Annotated in this window: 20 protein-coding genes, 1 tRNA gene and 1 pseudogene; 12 read left to right on the forward strand and 10 right to left on the reverse strand. The window is 52.6% G+C overall.

Features of this window, described 5'->3' with window-relative positions:
- Positions 1–76 precede the first annotated feature (76 nt).
- Entirely contained in the window at positions 77–793 is a 717-nt protein-coding gene (locus AACZ86_RS06960) for a hypothetical protein (RefSeq protein ID WP_339690717.1), read from the forward strand.
- An 81-nt stretch (positions 794–874) separates the two neighbouring features.
- Here AACZ86_RS06960 and AACZ86_RS06965 read toward each other — a convergent pair.
- Positions 875–961, reverse strand: a pseudogene (locus AACZ86_RS06965) (IS1595 family transposase); the annotation flags it as partial.
- A 9-nt stretch (positions 962–970) separates the two neighbouring features.
- Here AACZ86_RS06965 and AACZ86_RS06970 point away from each other — a divergent pair.
- Positions 971–2,821 carry a hypothetical protein gene (locus tag AACZ86_RS06970; protein ID WP_339690719.1) on the forward strand — a complete coding sequence of 617 codons (1,851 nt, stop codon included), beginning with the start codon at positions 971–973 and terminating at the stop codon, positions 2,819–2,821.
- A 495-nt stretch (positions 2,822–3,316) separates the two neighbouring features.
- Here the strand turns inward: AACZ86_RS06970 and AACZ86_RS06975 are convergent, their stop codons facing one another.
- Positions 3,317–3,805, reverse strand: a complete 489-nt coding sequence (locus AACZ86_RS06975) for a hypothetical protein (protein ID WP_339690721.1) — start codon at positions 3,803–3,805, stop codon at positions 3,317–3,319.
- A 180-nt stretch (positions 3,806–3,985) separates the two neighbouring features.
- Positions 3,986–4,075: transfer RNA gene (locus AACZ86_RS06980), tRNA-Ser, on the reverse strand.
- Between the two features lie 200 nt (positions 4,076–4,275).
- Here AACZ86_RS06980 and AACZ86_RS06985 point away from each other — a divergent pair.
- From AACZ86_RS06985 to mazG, 10 genes are read left to right on the forward strand one after another with little or no spacing between them, the layout of a single operon-like run.
- Positions 4,276–5,316 (forward strand): lytic murein transglycosylase, encoded by a 1,041-nt coding sequence (locus AACZ86_RS06985; RefSeq protein ID WP_339690723.1) that lies wholly within the window; start codon positions 4,276–4,278, stop codon positions 5,314–5,316.
- The gene (locus AACZ86_RS06990; RefSeq protein ID WP_339690725.1) at positions 5,300–6,307 is read left to right on the forward strand and encodes a septal ring lytic transglycosylase RlpA family protein; all 1,008 of its coding nucleotides are present in this window, start codon (positions 5,300–5,302) and stop codon (positions 6,305–6,307) included. The genes AACZ86_RS06985 and AACZ86_RS06990 overlap by 17 nt, the downstream gene beginning before the upstream one ends.
- Before the next feature lie 40 nt (positions 6,308–6,347).
- The gene (locus AACZ86_RS06995; RefSeq protein WP_339690728.1) at positions 6,348–7,490 is read left to right on the forward strand and encodes a D-alanyl-D-alanine carboxypeptidase family protein; all 1,143 of its coding nucleotides are present in this window, start codon (positions 6,348–6,350) and stop codon (positions 7,488–7,490) included.
- Entirely contained in the window at positions 7,487–8,122 is a 636-nt protein-coding gene (gene tmk, locus AACZ86_RS07000; RefSeq protein WP_339690730.1) for a dTMP kinase, read from the forward strand. Before AACZ86_RS06995 ends, tmk begins: the two co-directional genes overlap by 4 nt.
- A gap of 4 nt (positions 8,123–8,126) precedes the next feature.
- Positions 8,127–9,143 carry a DNA polymerase III subunit delta' gene (locus AACZ86_RS07005; protein WP_339690732.1) on the forward strand — a complete coding sequence of 339 codons (1,017 nt, stop codon included), beginning with the start codon at positions 8,127–8,129 and terminating at the stop codon, positions 9,141–9,143.
- Positions 9,144–9,191: 48 nt separating this feature from the next.
- Positions 9,192–10,745 (forward strand): methionine--tRNA ligase, encoded by a 1,554-nt coding sequence (gene metG / locus AACZ86_RS07010; RefSeq protein ID WP_339690733.1) that lies wholly within the window; start codon positions 9,192–9,194, stop codon positions 10,743–10,745.
- A 1-nt stretch (position 10,746) separates the two neighbouring features.
- Entirely contained in the window at positions 10,747–11,523 is a 777-nt protein-coding gene (locus AACZ86_RS07015) for a TatD family hydrolase (protein WP_339690735.1), read from the forward strand.
- A 2-nt stretch (positions 11,524–11,525) separates the two neighbouring features.
- A complete protein-coding gene (locus tag AACZ86_RS07020) occupies positions 11,526–12,296 on the forward strand; it encodes an MBL fold metallo-hydrolase (RefSeq protein ID WP_339690737.1) in 771 nt (256 codons plus the stop codon).
- Between the two features lie 29 nt (positions 12,297–12,325).
- A complete protein-coding gene (locus AACZ86_RS07025) occupies positions 12,326–12,925 on the forward strand; it encodes a TIGR02281 family clan AA aspartic protease (protein WP_339690738.1) in 600 nt (199 codons plus the stop codon).
- A gap of 53 nt (positions 12,926–12,978) precedes the next feature.
- Positions 12,979–13,722 carry a nucleoside triphosphate pyrophosphohydrolase gene (gene mazG, locus AACZ86_RS07030; protein ID WP_339690740.1) on the forward strand — a complete coding sequence of 248 codons (744 nt, stop codon included), beginning with the start codon at positions 12,979–12,981 and terminating at the stop codon, positions 13,720–13,722.
- Between the two features lie 4 nt (positions 13,723–13,726).
- On the opposite strand, the gene hflX is transcribed toward mazG, so the two are convergent.
- From hflX to dusB, 7 genes are all read right to left on the reverse strand, one after another.
- Complete coding sequence (hflX, locus tag AACZ86_RS07035) at positions 13,727–15,025, reverse strand: GTPase HflX (protein ID WP_339690742.1); 1,299 nt, start codon at positions 15,023–15,025, stop codon at positions 13,727–13,729.
- Positions 15,022–15,516 (reverse strand): RNA chaperone Hfq, encoded by a 495-nt coding sequence (hfq, locus tag AACZ86_RS07040; RefSeq protein ID WP_339690745.1) that lies wholly within the window; start codon positions 15,514–15,516, stop codon positions 15,022–15,024. The genes hflX and hfq overlap by 4 nt, the downstream gene beginning before the upstream one ends.
- 132 nt (positions 15,517–15,648) lie before the next feature.
- A complete protein-coding gene (locus AACZ86_RS07045) occupies positions 15,649–17,031 on the reverse strand; it encodes a sigma-54 dependent transcriptional regulator (protein ID WP_339690748.1) in 1,383 nt (460 codons plus the stop codon).
- A 16-nt stretch (positions 17,032–17,047) separates the two neighbouring features.
- Positions 17,048–19,276 (reverse strand): ATP-binding protein, encoded by a 2,229-nt coding sequence (locus tag AACZ86_RS07050; protein ID WP_339690801.1) that lies wholly within the window; start codon positions 19,274–19,276, stop codon positions 17,048–17,050.
- 159 nt (positions 19,277–19,435) lie between these two features.
- On the reverse strand, positions 19,436–20,851 hold the full coding sequence (locus tag AACZ86_RS07055; RefSeq protein WP_339690750.1) for a sigma 54-interacting transcriptional regulator: 1,416 nt from the start codon (positions 20,849–20,851) through the stop codon (positions 19,436–19,438).
- A gap of 14 nt (positions 20,852–20,865) precedes the next feature.
- On the reverse strand, positions 20,866–21,939 hold the full coding sequence (locus AACZ86_RS07060; RefSeq protein ID WP_339690803.1) for an ATP-binding protein: 1,074 nt from the start codon (positions 21,937–21,939) through the stop codon (positions 20,866–20,868).
- Positions 21,939–22,934 (reverse strand): tRNA dihydrouridine synthase DusB, encoded by a 996-nt coding sequence (dusB, locus tag AACZ86_RS07065; RefSeq protein ID WP_339690753.1) that lies wholly within the window; start codon positions 22,932–22,934, stop codon positions 21,939–21,941. Before dusB ends, AACZ86_RS07060 begins: the two co-directional genes overlap by 1 nt.
- Positions 22,935–22,961 lie beyond the last annotated feature (27 nt).

Consider the following 22,961-nt stretch of genomic DNA (forward strand, 5'->3'; position numbering starts at 1 on the left):
TTCGGTGCACCATGCTTAGTGTTGCCAACAACAATTCGACTCCACATTTGGAAGCGAATGAGGCAGGTGTGTCGCCATGGGAAAGTTGGTTTCATTTAGCGTCGATTTGGTCAGGCCTTGGACCGTTCGAATCTTCATCATTCTTATCGCGACATTTGAACTATACGATGCCGCTTCCAATCAATTCGATTGGCCTAAAATACCTGTGTTGTGGGGAATGACAGGTTCCCCTGATCCGTTATGGGCATGGTTATTAGCCGCTATAGTTTTTGCGCTTTTTGAATATGTGCGCCGAAATGTTGCTACCGCTGGTGACACATTAGCGACGCCAGAACATTTAAACGGCCAAAGCATCGAGAGTTCCATAGCCGCTTCTGTAGTCGCACATATGGAGCAGAACCTGTGGCTAAAGCAATTTCGTGCTGAGAAAATTAAGGAAATAAAAGACCATGCCAAACTTAGGTTGCAACAATACCGGGAACTTCCGGAGACAAAGGAAATATCTGTCCAGCGTAAAACCAGTAGACACGCGCACTATGTGAAATGCGCCGCAGAAGCCCTTGGATTTGACACTGAAAAGCGACTCCAGGAGGCTCAAGAACGGCTTGAAAAAACGACCAATTGGGTTTTGCCGCCATCTGAAAACGAGTCATGGCCGACGCTTGACGAGAAACGGGACAGCTTAAGGAAGGACCTGTCTATCAGGTTGTTTGGTGAAATGCTCGATGGAAACCCCGATATGGAACCACAAGAAAATGCGCTTGTAAAACAAATCAACTATCGAGAATTTTAATGGCAAACAATGAGACCTACCGCTCCGATGCCCTTCTAAGTGCGATGACCGGCTCTAACGCTGAAAAGCCCCAAACAACTCGTTACCATCTACTATCGCCATATATTTACGGATTTCATGGCACATGCGCCACGCTGTTTTGTAAGTGACATCAATCTGGCGCTGAAGGACATGAACATGACTAAAGTGCAGAAGCATTTGCCCTCAATCCCAGCTATTGAATCTGGTATAACCCGCCGGGCAGTGACTGTGGCTATCGCAACTTTTAGCGGCGCAGTGGGTGTCAGCAGCGCGAACGCGCTTAACACCGTTAGCCCGGTGCAAAGTAATCCCATTCAGAACGGATTAGCGAAACCGAGTGATCGTAGTGGGGCGAGTTATCTCGACCGAGTCAGAAATGCTAAAATAATGGAAGCCAGTGACTTTGGTGCACAAGGCGACGGGTTCGAACATCCACTTTCAGAGTTCTACAATACGCTCGAAGCTGCTCAGGTCGAGTTTCCCCAAGCAACTAGCCTCAATAATTTGATCGATGGATTGGCCATTCAAAAGGCCCTCAGGGTCATAAAAACCAGTCACCACGAACGGGGGAGATTGTATATTCGTACTGGCCGTTATCGTGGCAACACAGGATCTATCCGGCTACCCAATTTTGTGGAAATGGTTGGCGAAGGTCCGGGGATCACCGTTATCGACAATCAAAATACCAGAGTAGGTTATCCGCTAATCGTCAATGACAATCCCGCCGGTTTTATTAACTCTGCTTTGCGCGAGCTATCTTTGCATGGCGGCTATCGCGCGATTGACGTTAATGTTTCGTCCGAGATAGCAGGCATCACATTTGACGGTGTGAGCATGGCATTGCAAACGATGGGCAATATGCGTTGCAACAAATTGCTTCAACTAAGCTTGTTTAACAATACGACCTTCGGTGATGCTCCATGGGGATTGGAAGTTCCGGCATTCACTACAAACGCGGTCGATTTTCGCACCGTCAGTTTTGAGAATCACACAGTATGCAGTCTGCGGCTGCGCTCTGCTGAAGCCGTTAATATCTCTGGCGGGAGGTTTGAAGGTGGCGGACGCCCCCCTGCTAGGGTAGTCGGCTCGATTGCTGGCAACCTTTTAACAGTTACGGCGGCAATGTCGGCAACCTTGCAGGTCGGCGATGAGCTAATCGCCCTAGGTATCGCACCGGAGACCCGTGTCGTTGCTCTCCGGTCAGGAACAGGTGGCATAGGAACCTATGTGGTATCATCGGCGCAATCGCTGGGGAGTCGGGTGATTACTACTTTTAAGGCCAGTATCGACATCGACAATGCCAAAGCCTTCAACATCGACGGCGTTTATTTTGAGGCAACCCATAAAAAATTGTTGCAAGAATCCAACTGCCGAAATGGCATAACTTTTAAGGGATGCCATTTTACCGGCGCAAAGGAAGGTAAAAGTGAGTTTGAGGAATATCAGTTCAAAAGCGATGGCCTAGTTACGTTCGAACGAAATAATTTCGGACTGCCTACAGTAGGGCCCTCAAAAATGCTTGTGATTGGCCAAAACAAAAATCTTGGTTTCAACAGCGATGTGATACTGGCCGTTACTGAGCGGGGAGGAAAATTGATAACGAAGCGCCGTAATTTTACCGATGCAATTTCGTTTGAAGCACTTAAATTTTCTCGCCTTACCGACGTTGGAAGCCAATCTGTTACTGGGATCTTACGAATTACCATGAACAAACAATCTGCCACGGGCGGCGTTGGCCGCGTCTGTGTGGAAGAATATGGAATTACCGTTAGTGCCGCTCCGGGCAATGCCATGCAAATACAAGCGTCTCCTGCACGGGTTATCGATCAAAATGCATCAGGCTTTGAAATGTCCATCGCGAATGTCAGGCCGACCAGTTTGCAAGCATTGCTCCAAATTGAATGTAAGAGCGGCAGCACATCAGACCCAAGCTATCTGTTCGCCTCGTTCGATTATGAGCTAGGTCATGGCGCACCGGACAACCAAATCTCGGTGGACTTCGTTTGATTAAAATTCAACTCCTTGCCTGCAGTCCTTTTGCTTTCAACATTCAAAATTCTGAAACAGTTTGGCGAAACTCTTGAGGTAGTTCGTAACGGCTTTGGTCTTTGCCAAATATACTTCCGGGAGAATCGGTTTATGCTTGCGGGAACCCAATGGCCCAAAGAACAGAAAGCGAACAGTCAGGAAAGCGGAGTTATCCAAATGAAAAACTGCTGCATTGGTAAACTATGCGGAATTTCAATGACCAGAAACACGGTATTAGGGGACGTTTATGGGAACAGAGCTGTATGACTAAAAATTATCTAATAATTACAATGAAGGCTGGCGGACAGGGTGGGACTAGATTGTTTGTTTTCAATGGGTTATACGGTGTGCCAACGCTGCGAATGTGACAGGGGTGGCACAATGTTTCCATTAAACGAACTGTTAGGTTAACAGTAAGATGCCAATTCGATATCCTTCAGAAAACGAAACTAAGGTCAAGTTTAGCCATTGGACCTATGGCTTTGTCGTCGACAACTCTGATTTTGCATAACCCTTAATTTTGTCTAATACCGCCTCTCGTTTGTCTGCATATGCGCTGTACTGCTCTTGATGGCCCTCTATCCATTCACTTGGCGGCCTCCCAGCAACTCTTTTTTGCGATTTATCTGACATCCACACTACATATTTTTTTGCTTCATATTCGAACTCGGCACTAACTAGAGAAAATTGTGGAAAATGGATCGCGATCAAAGCCACGACTTTCGAGAGGGGGCTCTGAGTTACGACGGTACTGATCCCAAAAACCAGTCTATTCTGAAGATCGGTTAACCAATGATCGTATGCAAAAATTGCATCGATCAGTTCTTCTAGTTTTTCAGCCTGTTTCTTTTTTCGATCGGCTTCTTTATTTAACCAATGGGTGAGCGGTGGACCTGCGATTGCCCCTAACACCCCGATAGCGCCTCCGACAATTACCGGAACAAGGGTGTTGATGACCGACATTTTTTGACTCCCTGACTTAGGTAACTCAATAACATTTTATTATTGAGGGGCGCAAACTCGAATACTGGCGTCGACAATGAAAAATTATACCAACGATAGAGACTAATTGAGCCAGAAAGCACTGTGCCACTTGGCACAGTCTGAATATTTCTCGTAAGTTGTTGAAAACAAAGAAATAGCTGGCGGACAGGGTGGGATTCGAACCCACGGAGAGCTTGCACCCTCGGCGGTTTTCAAGACCGCTGCATTCGACCACTCTGCCACCTGTCCGCATAGCCATAAGGCTGGGTCGCACGCGTCCTAGCGCTCTGAATTTGAAAGCGCAAAACATTTTGTAAGAAGCTGGAAATTGGAGGTGAATTCCCGACCCCACGGGGCTTTCGCGGCGAGCGGTTGCATCTGCGGGTTATTTAGGGATTCCCCTAGGGCTAGCTTTGTGCGACAACGAGACGATAAAAGGGAAGTTTTTCATGCGTATCATGACCGCTATCGCTTGCGGCGCTATTGCACTTTTTGGCACTGGCGTGGCGGCACCAATGGAGTCCGCAAAAGCACAAAGCAGCTCCAGTTTTGAATCCTATCTCCAGCAAGTCCGTCAAAAGGCGCTGCAAGAGGGTGTCCGTGCGCAGACACTGGACCAGGTTCTTCCGGGGCTGACCTATAATCCACGGGTTATCCAGCTCGACCAGTCTCAGCCTGGCGGCAGCACGAACAGCGCTATTCCGCCCTTCGCCCCGTACCAGCAGCGCCACATCACGAGCCAGCGGATCGCGAACGGAAAGGCAGCCTACCGCCGTCTGATGGGCAAGCTTGTCGATGTTGAACGCGAAACCGGCGTGCCGGGACCCATCATCATGGCAATCTACGGCAAGGAAACAAATTACGGTTCCTACATGGGTGACTTCGATATTCCGCGCTCGCTGGCAACGCTCGCGTACGAAGGGCGGCGCCGCAGCCTTTTTGAACCTGAATTACTCGCGGTTTTGAAATTGATCGACAGCGGAGTGCCGCAATCTGCGCTCAAGGGGAGCTGGGCAGGGGCCATGGGCATGCCGCAATTTTTGCCCTCGGTTTATTTGCGTCTGGCGAAAGATGGCAGTGGCGACGGATATGCCGACATCTGGAACAGCGAATATGATGCGGTCGCTTCGATCGCCAACTATTTTGTCAACTCGGGCTGGCGCCGGGGAGAACCCTGGGGCATTGCCGTTAATGTTCCTGCCTCACTCGATCGCTCGTCGATAGAAAGCAAGATTATACCGACCCGTTGTCCGCGCGTGTTTAATCGTCACAGTCAATGGAAAACTATGGCTGAATGGCAGAGACTCGGCGTTGCGCCCGCAACAGGTAAACAACTCGACGACAATGTGATGGCCACTTTGCTGGAACCCGACGGACCTGCAAACAGGGCTTATTTGTTGACGGGTAATTATCGTGTCATTCTGGATTATAATTGTTCGAATTTTTACGGGCTAGCAGTGGGGTTATTAGCGGATGAAATACGCAGTTAAACTTGGAATCCTCTCAACGGCAACTCTGGCCGTGGCTGGATGTAGCGGATCGCGTGATTTTGGTAATTTCCCGGATGGTTCACCCCCTCCTGTCGGCGTAGGTGTGCCGAAAGGTCCCGCGATGGCTTCCGACTATCCACAAAAAATTGGTGAACCCTACCAGGTCGGTGGAAAAACCTACACGCCTGAGGATGTGCCCAGCTACGATGAAGTCGGCTATGCCAGTTGGTACGGCGAAGAGCTGTCCGGCAATCAGACTGCCAATGGAGAATTGTTCAATCCGCAAGGCATCTCTGCTGCGCATAAGACTTTGCCTCTTCCTTCTTATGTAGAGGTGACCTCTTTAGATACCGGACGGACGATACTGGTGCGGGTCAACGACAGAGGGCCATTTGCAAATGATCGACTGATTGATCTGTCCCATGGAGCCGCAAAACAGCTGGGCATAGATCAGCGCGGCACCGCGGGGGTCCGCGTGCGTAAAGTCAATCCCAACGAACAGGAGCGTGCAGTATTGCGCGCGGGAGCACCGGCGACCGAACGGATCGGCACGCCGGATTCGCTCCTGTCGATATTACGGAAAAATCTGGCCAAGCTCCCCCAGCCTGCCGCTCCTATCCGGCAGTTCGCTACCCCAGCCAATACGCCCCCGGCTCGCGCGCCTTTGACGCCGAACGGGGCAGGTACACGCGACGGACGATTCATCATTGAAGGCGTTGGACGTCCGGTTGCGGTCGAAAATAGCGTGGGAAACAATTACGTCGGCGGTTTACCCGGCTCCTATGTTGTGCAGGTCGCCGCATTCAGCGACAAATCGCGGGCGGACATTCTGGCCAGAAAGATCGGGGCCAAGGTTATGTCGGATGGGAGCCGATCTATCTGGCGGGTGCGATATGGTCCCTATACAAGCGAAAAAGATGCGCAAGCAGGACTGGCACAGGCTCAACAGCGCGGGTATAGTGGAGCCCGAATCTTGCGGGCAGACAAATAGCTGTTTTACCGCCAAACAATGATCGGGATTGCTAGCTTAAATGAAAAAATATCTTTTGGCATCGCTGCCTTTCATCGCCCTTTCCTCCGTTGTTTTTGCGGCGCCCAGTTTTGATACAGACGCACCCATTGCATATATGACCGACTTGTCCTCGGGAGTGGTGCTGTTCGAGAAAAATGCCGATAAACAGATTCCTCCCGCTTCGATGGCGAAGATGATGACCGTTTATGTTGCATTCGATTTGATAAACAAGGGCAAGCTCAAGCTTGACGACAAATTTCGCGTCAATGAAGAAACCTGGAAGAAGTGGAATAATAGGGGTTCCACGATGTTCCTGGGCGTAGGTGATCAGGTCAGTGTGAGCGATTTGCTGCATGGCATCGTCACTCTGTCTGGCAACGACGCCTGTGTCGTTCTCGCTGAAGGCATCGCCGGCACGGAACAGGCCTTTGTCGGACTGATGAACAAGCGCGCCAAGGAACTTGGCATGTCGAAAAGTCACTTCGGTAACAGCAACGGCTGGCCGGACGAAGGTCAGACCATGGTTACTGCCAGAGATCTGGCCAATTTGGGCTCGGCAACGGTAAACAAATTCCCGAAACTATATGATGATTTCTACGGTCAGGACGAATTTGCCTGGAATGGTATCACGCAATCAAACCGCAATCCCCTGATGGGGAAAGTGGCTGGTTCTGACGGGCTGAAAACCGGTCATACGGAAGAAGCGGGCTATGGCTTTACCGGTTCGGCCGAGCAAAAGGGCCGCCGCTTGGTATCAGTGCTCGCCGGGCTTGATAGCTATGGAGGGCGGATCGAGGAATCGGTCAAATTCATGAATTGGGGATTCAACGCATGGGAACCGAAGAAGCTATTCGACAAGGGAACCAGAATACAGAATGCCGAAGTACAATTGGGTGACAGTTCCACCGTATCACTCGTCGCTTCCAAGGATCTTTTTGCAACAATCCCGAAAGCTTCGGACGGAAAAATAACAATGAAGGTGACCTATGACGGGCCGATTAAGGCGCCAATTGTCAAAGGTCAGCCTATCGCAAAGTTGATTGTCACCACAGCAGATGCAGGTCAGCAGTCAGTATCTCTTGTCGCTGGCGAAGACGTTGGCGAAGCCGGTTTTTTCAATCGCGTCTGGGCTGGGTTTAAAGCTTTGGTGGGAATGGCATGAATAAAAGAACTGGCCGGTTTATAAGCCTGGAAGGCGGGGAGGGGGCAGGAAAGTCCACTCAAGCCAAAGCGCTCGCATTTGCTCTGGAAGCAAAGGGATATACAGTAACTGTGACACGCGAGCCAGGTGGGACTGCCAGCGCAGAAATCATTCGCGGATTGCTGCTCAACGGCGCAGAAGAAAAATGGAATATCCGTACCGAAGCCTTATTGTTCGCGGCGTCACGCGCGGAACATTGTGCGAAATTAATCCGACCTGCGCTAGCACGGGGAGAATGGGTAGTCAGTGATCGGTTTATCGACAGCAACCGCGCTTATCAAAGCGTAAACGGTGAACTTACTGACGACGAAATCCTCGATTTACATCGTGTTGGCAGCGAAAACCTGATGCCGGACAGGACTTTTATTCTGGACGTGCCTGAAGAAGTGTCAGCGAAAAGAGCTGCAGCGAGAGATCGTGGCGGCAGCGACCGTATCGGTCGCCGGAACAGTGAATATCATCGTGCTGTCATGGAAAAATTCCGTAATTTCGCGGTGAATGAACCCGAACGTATCCGGCTGATCAACGCATCACAGGCGCCGGACATTGTCACAGGTTCCCTTGTTGAAAGCCTAAGCGATTTGATGAAATGATGTCATGACATCGTATCTAGGTCATCAAAAACCACGGCAGATATTCTGTCAGTCTCTTGCCAAAGACAAGCTCCATCACGCATGGATCTTGGCAGGCGACAAGGGGGTGGGTAAAGCGGCTTTTGCCCAACAAGCCGCTCATTTTCTGCTAAATTCGCGCAATCAACCAGTCACTTTCTCCGAAACTCAGGACGACGAAGCCGGACATCTTCTTGCTGCAGGCTCGCATCCCGACTTTCGGCTGCTCAGTCGCGGTCCAAAGGGCGATAAGGAGGAAAAAAAGGCGCGTGATAATGGCCTAGCCTCGCTCGAGGAGCATGAACTAGCCCGAAATATCAAAGTCGATCAGGTGCGTGCATTGCAGCCGCTTTTTCAGAATCAGGCGTCTATTTCTGAATATCGGGTTGTTGTGATCGACGCCGCTGATGATCTGGAGCGGGCGGGGGCAAATGCCATTTTAAAAAATCTGGAGGAACCGCCCAAGAATACAATCTTTTTTCTAATAAGCCATATGCCAGATCGGCTGTTGCCGACCATCCGATCCCGTTGCCAGATGCTGCGTTTTGAACCGCTGGGCGACGATGAAATGCGTCTTCTATTAAAGGAAGCTGCGCCGAAATTGACCGAAACCGATATCGAGACACTGGTTCTGGCCGGAGAGGGGTCGCCGGGACGAGCTCTGCAATATATCGAAATAGGGCTTGCTGAACTGGAGGATATTGCGCGCAAAATTATCAAGACCGGCGACCGGGACAACAGACTGAAGAGTGAGCTCGCACGGAAATTGGCTTTAAAGGCCGCAGCACCACGTTATCGGGCGTTTCTTGAGCGAGCCCCCAGTCTAATGGCGGAGCAAATCAAGACCGCGAAGATTCCCCGTTCGATAGAAGCGATCGACAAATGGCGTGAAGCCAGCGAATTGGCTACTGCAGCGCTCCCCAAAGCGCTGGATAATCAGGCTGTGATATTCCGGCTTGGCAGCCTGATGGGCGACCTCGCTTCGACTGGCCAAGCAAAATAGAGATTTTGGCTGTTTACAAGCGCCGACAATCCATCAAGAGAGGCGGCTATGTCTGAACCTTTTTATATTACCACCGCGATCAGCTATCCTAACGGTCGCCCACATATTGGTCATGCCTACGAGGCAATCGCCGCGGATGCCATTGCGAGATACTACCGCTTGAGTGGTCGCGATGTTCGCTTGATCACCGGAACCGACGAGCATGGCCTGAAAATGGTTCAGACCGCCCGGGAAGCGGGTGTCGATACTATAAAGCTTGCGGACGAAATGTCTTCCTATTTCATAGAGATGTGCAATAAACTTAATATCAGTCATGATGGATTCCGTCGCACAAGTGAACCGGCCCATCATGAAGCCAGCAAGGCGTTGTGGAAAGCAATGGAGGAGAGCGGCGATCTCTATCTTGACCGCTATGAAGGCTGGTACTCGGTACGCGACGAAGCTTTTTATGCAGAAGACGAACTCGAGACAGGCGAGGGCGGTGAAAAACTTTCGCCCCAGGGCACACCTGTCGTATGGACCGCCGAAGAGACATGGTTCTTCAAGCTGTCCAAATATCAGGATAAATTGCAGAAGCTTTATGCCGAGCATCCAGAATTCATCGAGCCCGAAAGCCGCCGTAATGAAGTCATGCGCTTTGTGGAAGGCGGACTAAGGGATCTCAGTGTTTCGCGGACCAGTTTTGATTGGGGAGTCCCTGTGCCTGGGTCACCGGGCCATGTCATGTATGTCTGGGTCGATGCGCTGACAACCTATATGACCGGCGTAGGGTATCCCGATACAGATGGCATGTTCGCCAAATACTGGCCGGCTGACCTGCATCTGATCGGCAAGGATATCGTCCGGTTCCACGCCGTTTATTGGCCTGCCTTTCTCATGAGTGCCGGCTTGCCGCTACCAAAACAGGTCTTCGGACATGGTTTCCTGCTAAATCGTGGTGAGAAAATGTCGAAATCGGTCGGCAATGTTGTTGATCCAATGCAATTGGCGGAACGGTTCGGTGTCGACCAACTGCGCTATTTTCTCTTAGCGGATGTAGTGTTCGGCAAGGACGGGACCTATTCGGCGGATGCCATTGTCACTAAGACCAATGCCGATCTGGCGAATAATTTCGGTAATCTGGCCCAGCGCAGCCTGTCGATGATTGCCAAAAATTGTGATGGCAAGGTTCCTGCGCCGGGAGAGCCGACAGTAGCCGAGCGAGAGCTGCTCGCCCAATTGGACCAGTGTTTTATTGACATCAATGCAGCAATGACCGGCGGTCTGTTCAAGATCGACACAGCGCTTGATACTATCCGCGAACGGTTGAGCGCGACCAACACCTATTTTGCCGATCAGGCACCATGGGCGCTGCGCAAAACCGATCCGGCGCGCGCCGATACGGTGCTCTATTATACGGCAGAGGCAATCCGCCGACTGGCAATCATGCTGCGCTGGGCGATACCGGATAGCTGTGACCGGATGCTCGATCTCCTGTCTCAGGCGAAAGATGCACGTGATTTTGAGGGTCTCACAATAGCTATTGTGCCCGGCACAGCCTTGCCCGCACCCCAGGGAATTTTCCCGCGCCTGGAAATCCCCGCATCGGAAGCGGAGACTTGATATGCTGGTCGATAGCCACTGCCATCTGAACTATAAAGGCCTGATCGAAGAGCAGGGCGCAGTTCTTGAACGCGCGCGCCAAAGCGGTGTCACTGCGATGCTCAATATCTCGACACGCGAGAGCGAATGGCGGGATATTGTCGCTACAGCCGAACGGGAGCCGGATGTCTGGGCAAGTATCGGTATCCATCCGCACGAAGCCGATGGCCATCCCGATGTCGACCTTGCCAAACTGGTGGGAGAAGCGACTCATCCTAGGGTCGTCGCCATTGGGGAGACGGGTCTTGACTATTATTACGAACACAGCGACCGGGAGCGCCAAAAACAAAGCTTTCGTACCCATATTCATGCAGCCCGAGAAACTGGTTTGCCGATCATTGTCCATACCCGTGATGCGGAAGCAGATACGGCCGAGATAATGGCCGAAGAAATGGAGCAGGGCGCCTATTCCGGTGTGATCCATTGTTTCACTGCAAGCGAGGACTTTGCGCAAAAGGCCTTGGCGCTTGGGCTGTATATTTCGATTTCTGGTATCGTGACCTTCAAAAATGCCAAAGATCTGAAGGAAACGGCAGCCAAATTACCTGCAGATCGCTTGCTGGTCGAAACCGATGCGCCCTTCCTTGCTCCGGTTCCGCACCGTGGCAAAACAGGGGAACCTGCTTTCGTGGCTGATACGGCCCGGTATCTGGCGGAACTGCGCGAGGAGGAATATGGTACGCTGTGCGAAACCACCGGCCGGAATTTCTATCGGCTATTCTCCAAGGCGCGACCCTGAATGTGGCTTTAAAGCTCACGATATTGGGATGCGGCACATCTTCAGGGGTGCCCCGTATCGGGAACGACTGGGGTGATTGTGACCCTGACGAACCGAAAAACCGGCGAAGCCGCGTATCTATCTTGGTGGAAAGTCCGACCACCCGGATATTGGTCGATACATCGCCGGATTTGCGCAACCAGTTTCTCGATAATGGCATCGACTGGATAGACGCGGTTGTCTGGACACATGATCACGCAGATCATTGTCACGGAATTGATGATTTACGGGCAGTTTTCCAGAAAACTCGAGAACCGATCCCGGCCTATGCACGGCCATATGCGCTTGAGAGTTTGAAACACCGTTTCGCCTATGCATTTGAGGGGCACAAATATTATCCGTCTATTTGTGACGGCATTACTCTCGAAGGTACCGCAGAGATCGGCGATATTTCGCTTCGTTATATTGATCAGCCTCATGGCGGCATAACCTCGGCCGGACTCCGTTTCGAGCATCAAGGAAAATCTATCTGTTACGCAACTGATTTCGGTGAAGTGACACAGGAAATGCGGGATCTATATCATGATTGCGATCTGTTCATAGTCGACGCCTTGCGAGACAAACCCCATCCTACACACGCGCATTTGGAAATGTCTTTGGCTTTGATCGACGACGTTCAGCCAAGATTGAGTTTGCTGACACATATGGACAATTCCATGGACTATAACCATCTTAGTACCATATTACCGGAACATATCCGGCCCGCTTATGATGGCTATGTGAAAGAAATCTGACTTTGTCCGAAGATCAAAATATCAATCTTGTGTTCGCAATCGGCGCGCTGGTGCTGGTGGCGAGCGCATTATTTTCGCGCCGATTGGGTTTTGGCGAGATCATTCGAACCGCCTTGGCCTGGGTTGCTATATTTGCGGTCTTCATCGTTGGTTTTTCCTATCAGAATGAAATATTGGCGGTCTGGAACCGCGTATCCGGTGAAGTTACTGGCGCAAATGAACAATTTATTGATGGAGATATGTTGCGGATCCGGCAGTCGGCCGACGGCCATTTCTGGGTAAACGCAACGGTAAACGAACTACCGGTACGGTTCCTGATCGACAGCGGAGCAACCACAACGGCAATGACGTTGCAAACCGCCAGAGTGGCCGGAATCGAAATCAGTGAAAGTCCATTTCCGGTCATTCTGACAACAGCGAATGGAACGGTTAGCGCAAAAAGAGGAACAATTCAGTCGCTTCAAATTGGTTCGATGGTCGCTCGCGAACTGCCGGTTGTTGTGGCTGAAGAATTTGGTGATTCCAATGTTATTGGTATGAACTTTCTGTCAAAGTTGCGAAGTTGGCGCGTAGAGGGGGCGGAAATGGTGTTGGAACCGAGGTTCGCCGCCCTGCCGGATAATGAATAATTTAACATAATATATATTATCAACCTTATTGACGGGTTAGAACGGATGCACAATTGATTGATCCCCTGCTAGAAATCATGCGGCGTTTGCGCGATCCGGACGATGGTTGTGAATGGGACAAGGTGCAGACATTCAGGACGATCGCACCTTATACGATCGAAGAGGCCTATGAAGTGGCCGATGCCATCGAACGCGATGATATGTCGGCGCTGAAAGACGAACTTGGCGATCTCTTGCTGCAGGTGGTTTTTCACAGCCAGATTGCCACCGATGCCGGCCAGTTTGATTTCAATGATGTCGTCGAGACGATCTGCGACAAAATGACCCGCCGCCATCCGCATATCTTTGGCGAAGCCGGTGAAAGTCCGGGATGGGAGCAGATCAAGGCCAGCGAGCGGGAACAAAGTGGCCAGTCCAGTGCGCTCGACGGCGTCGCGCTTGCCCTGCCCGCCTTGCTACGCGCGCAGAAAATCCAGAAACGCGCGGCCCGCGTCGGCTTTGACTGGCCCGACAAGGCACCGGTGAAGGACAAATTGCTCGAAGAGCTCGACGAGGTTGCGGCCGCAACCAGCGAAGAAGAAGTGCACGAGGAAATCGGCGATCTGCTCTTTTCAGCGGTCAATCTGGCCCGTCATTATAAGGTCGATGCGGAACGTGCTCTCGCCGATGCTACTGCGAAATTCACCAAAAGATTCAACGAGGTGGAATCCAGTCTTACCAAAGATATGCAGGACATGTCGATCGAAGAACTGGAAGTGGAATGGCAAAAAGCCAAGGTAAAACTGGCTACGAGCTAATCACTCAGTCTAGCGCTTGATACCGACCCCAGTTTCGCGGTGACATTTCGACCGACAGGATCAGATTGTCCGCTTGTTGTTCGCTTTTCAATACCCTGCCATTCTCGTGCAACCAGGCCATCCGTTTGCCATCGGCTGCCGCGATCGTAATCTGCTCGGACTTATAGCCTTCCGACAGGGTTTTCGCGATCAGCTTGACCAGTGTCTCGACGCCGGCACCGGTCGCGGCAGAGATGGTGCAGACATTTTCCGGCAGCGGTGACGAAATACGCGCATATTGCGGATCATCGGGAGAGATTTTGTCAATCTTGTTCCACGCCTCGATAACAGGAGGCCCCTCTCCTGCTTCCTCGGACACGCCAAGATCTGCCAATATTTGCTTTACATCGCGGGCCTGTGCGTCGCTTGCCTCATGCGAAATATCGCGGACATGAACGACAATGTCTGCCGCACTCACTTCTTCAAGCGTGGCCCGGAAAGCCGCCACCAATTGGGTGGGAAGATCGGAAACAAAGCCAACCGTGTCGGATAATATCGCCTTGTCATATCCGGGTAGCGGAAATTCCCGCATTGTCGGGTCGAGGGTTGCAAACAGCAAATCTTCGGCAAAGACATCGGCGCCGGTCAACCGGTTGAACAGGGTAGATTTTCCGGCATTTGTATAGCCTACCAGCGCGATGACAGGCCAGGGAGCGCGCTGACGCCGGTCGCGGTGCAAGGCACGGGTCTTGCGCAAATGGGCCAGATCCTTGCGCAGCTTCGCCATGCGGTCGCGGATCATCCGGCGATCGGACTCGATCTGGGTTTCACCCGGACCGCCGAGAAAGCCGAAGCCGCCACGTTGCCGTTCAAGATGGGTCCAGCTTCGAACAAGACGACCGGCCTGATAGTCGAGATGGGCGAGTTCAACCTGCAAACGGCCTTCGGCCGTAGCGGCCCGAGCACCGAATATCTCGAGGATGAGGCCGGTCCGGTCGATGACTTTGACGTCGAGCTTCTCTTCAAGATTTCTCTGCTGGATGGCACTTAAGCTACCGTCCACAATCAATATTGTGGCCTCTTGTTCCTCCATCATCTTGCCGATTTGGTCGACCTGCCCCGATCCGAACAAGGTGGCGGGCTTGGCTTTGCGGACCGAAAAATAATGTGAATCCGTCGCGACCAATCCGATTGCCAAGGCCAGACCAACAGCCTCTTCCAGTCGATGCTCGAGCGCCGACTGGCTCAACGAAACCATGTCGGGATGCACGATGAGCGCCCGCCGGCTCTTGCTGTCGAGACTTTCCTTCTCAAATGGTATCAATGCGCACCATCATCTGCATGGTTATAATCCGCCAGATTGAGCGGCCCGCCGGGTTGCACGGTTGATATGGCGTGCTTGTAGACGAGTTGCGACAATCCTTCGCGTTCGAGCAAGATGCAGAATAGATCATAAGCGGATACTGCGCCTTGCAACATCACGCCGTTGACGAGAAACATCGTCACCGGATCATTGCTGTCCCGGACTGCCGTGAGGAAGACTTCCTGCAGGATTCCTGCCCTTACCTTGGCGTTCTCCATCATCTCGGCGAACGGCTTGGTGTCGAGCGCCTCGGACGGCATGATTGTTGATATTGCGTGCTTATATACAAGCTGGGACTGACCGTCGCGGCGCAGCAATACTGAAAAATTGTCGAACCAGGTCACAATACCCTGAAGTTTGACACCCTTGACCAGAAACATTGTCACCGGGGTTTTTGATTTTCGTAGGGAGTTCAGGAATAAATCCTGCAAGTTGTTTGATCTATCGGTCATTTTTGACTCCAATTATTGGCCATCTTTGTGAGGGCATTTTATAATTTCTGCGAAGAAGGCTGTGTACCAAAGGCATCGCAGATTCACATATATGGGATTAGCCCCGTCACGACAACCGCTTAACCTTAAAGATCACTCTCCGTCCGGCTTCTTTCGCGATGCAAGGCCCAGAATTTTCAACTTTCTGTGAAGGGCTGACCGTTCCATGCCGATGAAATTCGCGGTTTTGGATATATTGCCGGAAAAGCGTCTGATCTGTACTTTCAAATATTCCCGTTCGAAACTTTCCCTCGCCTCTCTCAGCGGCGATCCCATCAATGACGCCACGCCCTGGTCCAATTCATCATCATTACCGAGAATTTCGGGCGGCAACATCTCGACTTCTATTTTTGTGAATTTATCCTTGGGGGCCAGGATGATCGTCCGTTCGATCACATTGCGCAACTGCCGGACGTTGCCCGGCCAGTCACAGGCCTGAAGCGCGGCCATTGCTTCATCGGAAATTTCCGGCGGATGCAAGCGTTGATCGGCGGCGAAGCGCGCAGCATAATGTTCCACGAGCACGGGGATATCCTCGCGTCGCTCGTTCAACGGTGGCAATATTACCGGCACGACATTGAGGCGGTAGAACAGATCTTCCCTGAATCTTTTTTCCCGTATCTCGACTTCAAGATCGCGTGAAGTTGCTGACACGACCCGGACATCGACATTTACTTTTTGCGAACCGCCAAGCCGGTTGAAGCTTTGCTCGGTCAGAACCCGGAGTATTTTTCCCTGGGTATCGAGTGGCATGTCGGCCACTTCATCGATGAACAAAGTTCCTCCATGGGCCTCTTCCATCAATCCGGTTTTCTCGATTTTGCCGTTCCGTTCGGTGCCAAACAGCTCCTCTTCGACGCTTTCCGGCGACAATCTGGCAGCACTAATCGTTACGAAGGACGCATCGGCACGAGAGCTCCAATTGTGCATCAGGCGTGCGGCGACTTCTTTGCCAACTCCTGCTGGCCCGGAGATCAACAAGCGGCTGCCGGTCCCGGCCACCCGCTTCAGCGTCGCCCTCACATTATTTACCGCAGCCGAATTCCCTGTCAGTTCGTCGGCGAAGCCCACCCGTGCCTTGAGTATCTCGTTCTCCCTGCGGAGCCGTTCGGTTTCGGTCGCTCTGGAAACCAGATGGAGCAGGGTTTCCGCTTCAAACGGCTTCTCGATGAAATCCACCGCACCTTGCGAAATGGCGGCAACAGCGGTGTCGATATTGCCATGACCAGAAATCACGATGATTGGCAATTTTGCGTCAAGTTGCTTCAACTCGGTCAGCAATTCCAGACCATCCAGTCGCGATCCTCGCAGCCAAACATCAAGCAGAACCAGAGAAGGCCGACGCTCTTTGACCGCGGCAAGCGCGGCGTCGCTGTCAGCAGCCACTCGGGTGCTATATCCTTCGTCTTCCAGGACCCCGGATATCAGATCACGAATATCGGGCTCGTCGTCGACAACCAAAATATCTAACGCCATGTTGAACCTCTAATCCTTATTTCTCAATATTTGCCAGCTGATCGCCACTCCCGGCAGGGTCACCCGCTGTTTCGGCGGAACTCTCCGCGCCATCATGCGACAATCTGGCTAATTTGGATGGACTGAACCGAATGGTGACACGGGTGCCGCCATCTGGCGCGTCGCAGAATTTCATCTCGCCGAAATGTTCTTCGACAATCTTCTTCACGATCGCGAGTCCCAATCCTGTGCCGCTGGCCCGCGTCGTCATATAAGGCTCGACGATGCGCTCCCGCTCAATCGGCAAACCAATGCCATTATCGGTCAGTTCGATGATAACTATCTGGTTTTCCGTACGAACGGACAATGAGATTTTACCGTCAGAGACCTGAAAGTCAGGGCTGGTTTCGGCCTTTTGCTCAATAGCTTCAGCAGCATTTTTAATGATATTCGTAAGCGCCTGCCCCAGTTGCCGGCGATCGCAAACCAGCGAAACAGGCTGATCATCAGAGATGAAATTAAACCCGATGGACGGCCATGCAACATCTTGCATGAACAGAGCCTGTTTTAGGATATCATCAAGATTCTCCTGACGGAAAACCGGTTTCGGCATGCGTGCAAAAGACGAGAATTCATCGACAATATTCCGCAGATCGCCGACCTGCCGGACGATCGTATTGGTGAGATTTTCAAATACCCCGGCATCGCCTTCGATACGTGTACCAAATCTCCGCTGCAATCTTTCCGCAGCCAACTGGATAGGGGTCAGAGGATTCTTGATTTCATGAGCGATGCGTCTCGCGACATCGGACCATGCGGCGCGCCTCTGATCCAGCAGTTGCTGGGTAATATCTTCGAATGTGATCACATGTCCGGTCGGGCCGCCGACGATTTTGACCGCCAAGGTGCGCATGTCGGATTCCGACGCGAATTCAATGATGCTATTCTCGACGCCTTCATGAACAAGGTCCGCAAATTGCGGTGCAGCCTTGACGATATCGACATCCAGCAGTTCGTCGACGGATTTGGAAAGCAGCGACAGAGCCTGCGAGTTGACCAGCTTGATCTCGCCTTTCTCGTCGAGGCTGATGATACCGGCAGTGACCGACTCCAGCACCGCTTCGATAAAGGCCCGCCGGCTTCCCAATTGCTCGTTAGCGGTAATCAAGGCTGTTGTTTGTGTTTCCAGACGTTCGGTCATGCGGTTGAACGCCCGCCCCAGCGTACCGATCTCGTCATTCTCGAATGTTCCGGGGACCCGCGTCGCAAGATCCCCTTCAGTGACCCGCTTCGCTGCGTGGACGAGATCGCTCACCGGCTTCACCATCCGGTCCGCAACCACCAATGCGATCCACAACACCAGACCAACGATGAGCAGGGAAATGACAAATAAAGCAATATTGAACTGCAATTGCAGGCTTCTCGACCGCGAAAAAAGCTCCTCATAATCGGCCAGAACAGACTGCGCCCTTTCCCACTGGCTCAGCGCCAGCATGTCGGAATCCCGGGCGGCATAGAGGAATATGCGCGATGTCAGATCGAGCGCCGTCACCGCCTCGATCTTGTTTGGCCTCGCGGTTACGACATAGGGTTTGCCTTGCTCGAGTTGCTTCAGCACCGCATCGGTTATCTTGGGATTTTGGTCAGCGTCATCGGGATCGACGGCCGCTGCAGTGCGCGGGACGCCATCGGGCCCATATTCGATAATGGCAGATTCGTTAAGCTTTCGGGAAAGCACCTGAAAGACATAACCCTCGGCAAATTCCGGGCTTTCCAGATTGGCCTGCTGCAAATAATTGCGCAGATCATTGGCCATCGTGATGGTTTCTTCACCGACTTCCCGCTGGTTCTGCTCGTAATAGCCTCGGGCCAGATCATTGGCATTTTCAAGCATACCCCTGGCACGATCGGAAAACCAGAATTCGACGCCATATTGGAAAAGCAGCGAGGCAAAGATGACCACGAGCAGCATCGGAATGCTCGCGACCAGAGAGAATAAGGCAACCAGACGAACGTGCAGTCGCCCTTTACTGCCGATCGAGGATTTAGCGGCCCTGCCCTTTGCAATCCGTCGACCGGAGAGGACAAGCAGTGCCATGGCCGGAACAAGATTTGCAACCAGCAGCGCAGCCGTCAATGGAGGGGAAATGAAATCGGTCTGGTCGGATTGTCTGCTTAGCAGAAAATAGGTTCCAACCATTATTACGCCAAAAAGGAGGAGCGTAATCCATTCGATCCGTCTCATCACGGCGTCCCGCTCGGACATGAGGGAAAGACGGCGCAACCAATTGGGAACCGGTCGCGTCAGATGATGACTGAAAAACTTCATTGTGCCTTCAATACAACGGTTTCGTTGCAAGAAAAGCACTAATATTGCAAAAATATCACGGTTCAGCGAAGCAATCCGTCATTTCATCGTAGATCGCTATTTGGATTCCGTCGGGTCGATCTGATATTCGTTCAGTTTCTTCCGCAGGGTGTTGCGATTTATGCCGAGAATTTTAGCGGCTTTGATCTGGTTACCATGAGCGTGATGCATCATTTCGATCAGCAACGGCCTTTCAAATTTTTCCAGCGCCTTGGCATATAGATTTTCCTTTTCCGGATCGGACATCAACCCCAGCACGATAGATTTGATATGGGCTTCGAACTCCAAATTTTCTGATTCAGCCCGATCCTCTCCGCGTTCGGCCGAAAGAATGTGACGGATGGCATCTTCGGAAAGCGTGTCTTCGCGTCCGGTCACAACCAGACGATAGATGACATTCTTGAGTTCGCGAACATTCCCGCGCCAGTAGTGGTGGCAGAGCAGATTCATCCCCTCTCGGGAAATCTGCTTGTGGGGCAGTCCTTCGGTCACGGCGAGCTTGAGAAAATGCGTCGCAAGTGCCGGAATATCGCTGGCCCGCTCCCGGAGAGGGGGCAATTCAATCGGTACGACATTGATGCGATAATATAGGTCCTCCCGGAACTTGCCCTGTTCGATCAATTCGAGAAAATTGTGATTGGTGGCGGCGATGATCCGGACATCGAGCTTGACCAGCCCCTTGCCGCCCACGCGATTGATTTCACCCGATTGCAGCGCCCGCAAAAGTCGCGTTTGCGCGTGCATCGGCATATCGCCAATCTCGTCGAGAAACAGGGTCCCGCCCTGCGCCTGTTCAAATTTTCCCGAGGCGTTGGCGACGGCACCGGTGAAGGCGCCCTTTTCATGCCCGAACAGCTCCGCCTCGATCAGCTCCGAGGGGATCGCGGCCATGTTGACCGCAATGAACGGACCGGATTTCCGATGCCCCAGCCCGTGAATGGCTTCCGCAACCAGCTCCTTGCCGGTCCCGCTTTCTCCCAGAACGAGGACGGAGAGATCGTTTTTCAGGAGCCGCGCGATCATCCGGTATACTTCCTGCATCGCAGGACTTCTGCCTACAAGTGGCAGGCTTTCCTCGTCCATCGATGACTCGATCGGTTGAATATTCTTCGGCTTCAGCGCCTGCCCGACCACCTCGACCAGCTCGTCAAGATCGAAGGGTTTGGGCAGATATTCGAATGCCCCGGTTTCCGATGCCCGGACGGCGGTATTGAGGGTATTTTGAGCGGAAATGATGATGATCGGGATATCCGGATGGGTGGTTTTCACCGTGTCCAGCGACGAAATCCCGTCACCCTCGCCCAGTCCGACATCGGTGAGCAGCAAGTCATAGCGGCTGCTCGCCATCAGGGCGTCGCGCTCGGCTATCGATTTGCAGCTTTCGACGTCATATCCGTCGGCCCGCAGGGCAGTGATGATGACGTGACTGACCGACAAATCGTCTTCGACTAATATGATTTTTGCTTTGGCCATTATTTGTCCTGACGTCAGTTTTTCGGTGCAACGGGAAGAAACAGTGTGAATCTGCTCATTTCGTCCCGATTTCCGCGATCATAACGGATACGCCCGTTCATATCGCGCATCAGCTTCTTCACCAGAGCAAGGCCCAGCCCCTGCCCTTCCTTCTTGGTCGAGACGAAAGCGGTAAATATTTCCTGTTCCAGCTCCGCCGGAACACCGGGGCCATTGTCGCACACCATTATCTGGATCGGCAGTCTTACTGCCTCGGTTCCGCCTTGTGCTGACAAGGAGGCGCCGAAACTATAGCGGGTGACGATGCGGATTTCGGGATTTGCGAGGTGCCTGGTTGCATCCACGGCGTTGGATAATAGGTTGGTCAGAACCTGCATCATGGCGTCGGGATCGACCAGCGCGTCCGGTAGCGACGGATCGAACTTGTCGGTGATTCTAACAGCCTGGCCGGTGGCCGCTTCTGTCGACCGCCGTGCGCGATCGATCAAAGTGTGAATATTGACAGCCTTGGTCCGGGCTGGCTGGTTCGAGGAGAGGGTTTGCATCCGATTGAGCAAATTGACCACCCGCTCTACCTCCGCGGTAATCATCTGGGTGAGGGTTTTTTGCGATTCATCGAGCTGCCGTTCCAGTAGCTGCGCTGCCCCGCGGATCGCCGCCAGAGGATTCTTGATTTCATGACTGAGAATGTCCGGAGCCCGAATCGCCAGATTGGATGGATCGCTATTTTCGCTCTCGAGAATCGGGCCGTCTTGCGCCATTAGCGACAGGGAGATCAGGCGCCATTCCGGACCGGAGGCCAGCGGATGGATATCAAAATCGGCAAAACCCAGTTTCCGCTCGTCGCTGGAAACCATCACCCCGCGGGCGGTAAGACTGATATCTTGCTCGACCAGAGCCTCATTCAGCCTGAGATCTGCAAATTGCAGGACATCGGTGATCTTGCGCCCGAGCAGATGTTTGGCACTGGTGCCGAACAGGGCTTCGCCGGCGGGATTGATCCGTGCAACCAGATGTCGGGAGTCCAGGACAATCAACGCATGACTGATGCCCGCCAGAATTAGCTCTCCCGACGGGTTTCCGTCCATCAAGCTGCGGCTTTGTTCAGCCAGGGCGTGTAAAACTCCTCCAGCATTTTCAGCACGACATGAGGGTCCGCCTCGCTATTCGCCCGATTGCGGAATTCTGCCGAACCGGTGAGCCCCTTGGTATACCAACCGACATGTTTGCGGGCGACCTTGACGCCGACATCTTCGCCATAGAGCTTCATCATATCGCGATAATGTTCGTCGAGAATAGCATATTGGGTTGTAAGATCGGGGTCCGGAAGCCGTTCTCCGGTCTTGAACCAGTGCATGAACTGACCCAACAACCAGGGTTTTCCATAGGCGCCGCGACCGATCATCACGCCATCCGCGCCGCTTTGCTCGAGTGCCGCCTGCCCGTCTTCGATAGTGCAAATGTCGCCGTTCACGATAACCGGCAGCGAAACCGCCTGTTTGACCTTGCTGACAAAGGTCCAGTCGGCGCTGTCCCGATACATCTGGCAACGGGTTCTGCCGTGTACGACAATCATTTTTGCGCCGAGATCTTCTGCTATATGCGCCAGTTCGGGAGCGTTCAGACTTTGATGATCCCAGCCCATCCGCATCTTTACCGTAACCGGCACATTGACCGCCTCAACCGTTGCCTTGATCAGCGCGGCCGCCAGAGGAAGGTCGCGCATCAAAGCCGAGCCGGCGTCGCCGTTCACGACCTTTTTCACCGGACAGCCCATGTTGATGTCGATGATCTGCGCGCCACGATCTTCGTTGAGCCTGGCGGCGTCGGCCATGACAGCGGGATCACAGCCGGCAAGCTGCATCGATACCGGCTCCTCGGTCGGGTCCCAGGCGCATTTCTGCAAGGACTGGCGGGTTTCGCGGATCATCGCCTGACTGGCGATCATTTCCGTGACATTGAGGCCGGAGCCAAATCGCCGGACCAGCTTGCGAAAGGGCAAATCGGTGACACCGGTCATCGGCGCCAGCAATACCGGGCTTTCGATTTCAATATCGCCAATAGAGATTGGGTTGAGTTTCATTGATACTGCCTAAAATTTAAGCACCCC

This window comes from uncultured Parasphingorhabdus sp., assembly GCF_963975735.1.
In the GTDB taxonomy this organism is placed as follows: domain Bacteria; phylum Pseudomonadota; class Alphaproteobacteria; order Sphingomonadales; family Sphingomonadaceae; genus Parasphingorhabdus.

Excerpts from the sequence above, each read along its gene's own strand:
- AACZ86_RS06960 (WP_339690717.1), top strand. The coding sequence starts at position 77 with ATGGGAAAGTTGGTTTCATTTAGCGTCGATTTGGTCAGGCCTTGGACC.
- AACZ86_RS07050 (WP_339690801.1), bottom strand. The coding sequence starts at position 19,276 with ATGTCCGAGCGGGACGCCGTGATGAGACGGATCGAATGGATTACGCTC.
- AACZ86_RS07060 (WP_339690803.1), bottom strand. The coding sequence starts at position 21,939 with ATGGACGGAAACCCGTCGGGAGAGCTAATTCTGGCGGGCATCAGTCAT.
- dusB (WP_339690753.1), bottom strand. The coding sequence starts at position 22,934 with ATGAAACTCAACCCAATCTCTATTGGCGATATTGAAATCGAAAGCCCG.
- tmk (WP_339690730.1), top strand. The coding sequence starts at position 7,487 with ATGAATAAAAGAACTGGCCGGTTTATAAGCCTGGAAGGCGGGGAGGGG.
- AACZ86_RS06975 (WP_339690721.1), bottom strand. The coding sequence starts at position 3,805 with ATGTCGGTCATCAACACCCTTGTTCCGGTAATTGTCGGAGGCGCTATC.
- AACZ86_RS07005 (WP_339690732.1), top strand. The coding sequence starts at position 8,127 with ATGACATCGTATCTAGGTCATCAAAAACCACGGCAGATATTCTGTCAG.
- hfq (WP_339690745.1), bottom strand. The coding sequence starts at position 15,516 with ATGACCGATAGATCAAACAACTTGCAGGATTTATTCCTGAACTCCCTA.
- AACZ86_RS06985 (WP_339690723.1), top strand. The coding sequence starts at position 4,276 with ATGCGTATCATGACCGCTATCGCTTGCGGCGCTATTGCACTTTTTGGC.
- AACZ86_RS06990 (WP_339690725.1), top strand. The coding sequence starts at position 5,300 with ATGAAATACGCAGTTAAACTTGGAATCCTCTCAACGGCAACTCTGGCC.
- metG (WP_339690733.1), top strand. The coding sequence starts at position 9,192 with ATGTCTGAACCTTTTTATATTACCACCGCGATCAGCTATCCTAACGGT.
- AACZ86_RS07045 (WP_339690748.1), bottom strand. The coding sequence starts at position 17,031 with ATGGCGTTAGATATTTTGGTTGTCGACGACGAGCCCGATATTCGTGAT.
- AACZ86_RS06995 (WP_339690728.1), top strand. The coding sequence starts at position 6,348 with ATGAAAAAATATCTTTTGGCATCGCTGCCTTTCATCGCCCTTTCCTCC.
- AACZ86_RS07015 (WP_339690735.1), top strand. The coding sequence starts at position 10,747 with ATGCTGGTCGATAGCCACTGCCATCTGAACTATAAAGGCCTGATCGAA.
- AACZ86_RS06970 (WP_339690719.1), top strand. The coding sequence starts at position 971 with ATGACTAAAGTGCAGAAGCATTTGCCCTCAATCCCAGCTATTGAATCT.
- AACZ86_RS07055 (WP_339690750.1), bottom strand. The coding sequence starts at position 20,851 with ATGGCCAAAGCAAAAATCATATTAGTCGAAGACGATTTGTCGGTCAGT.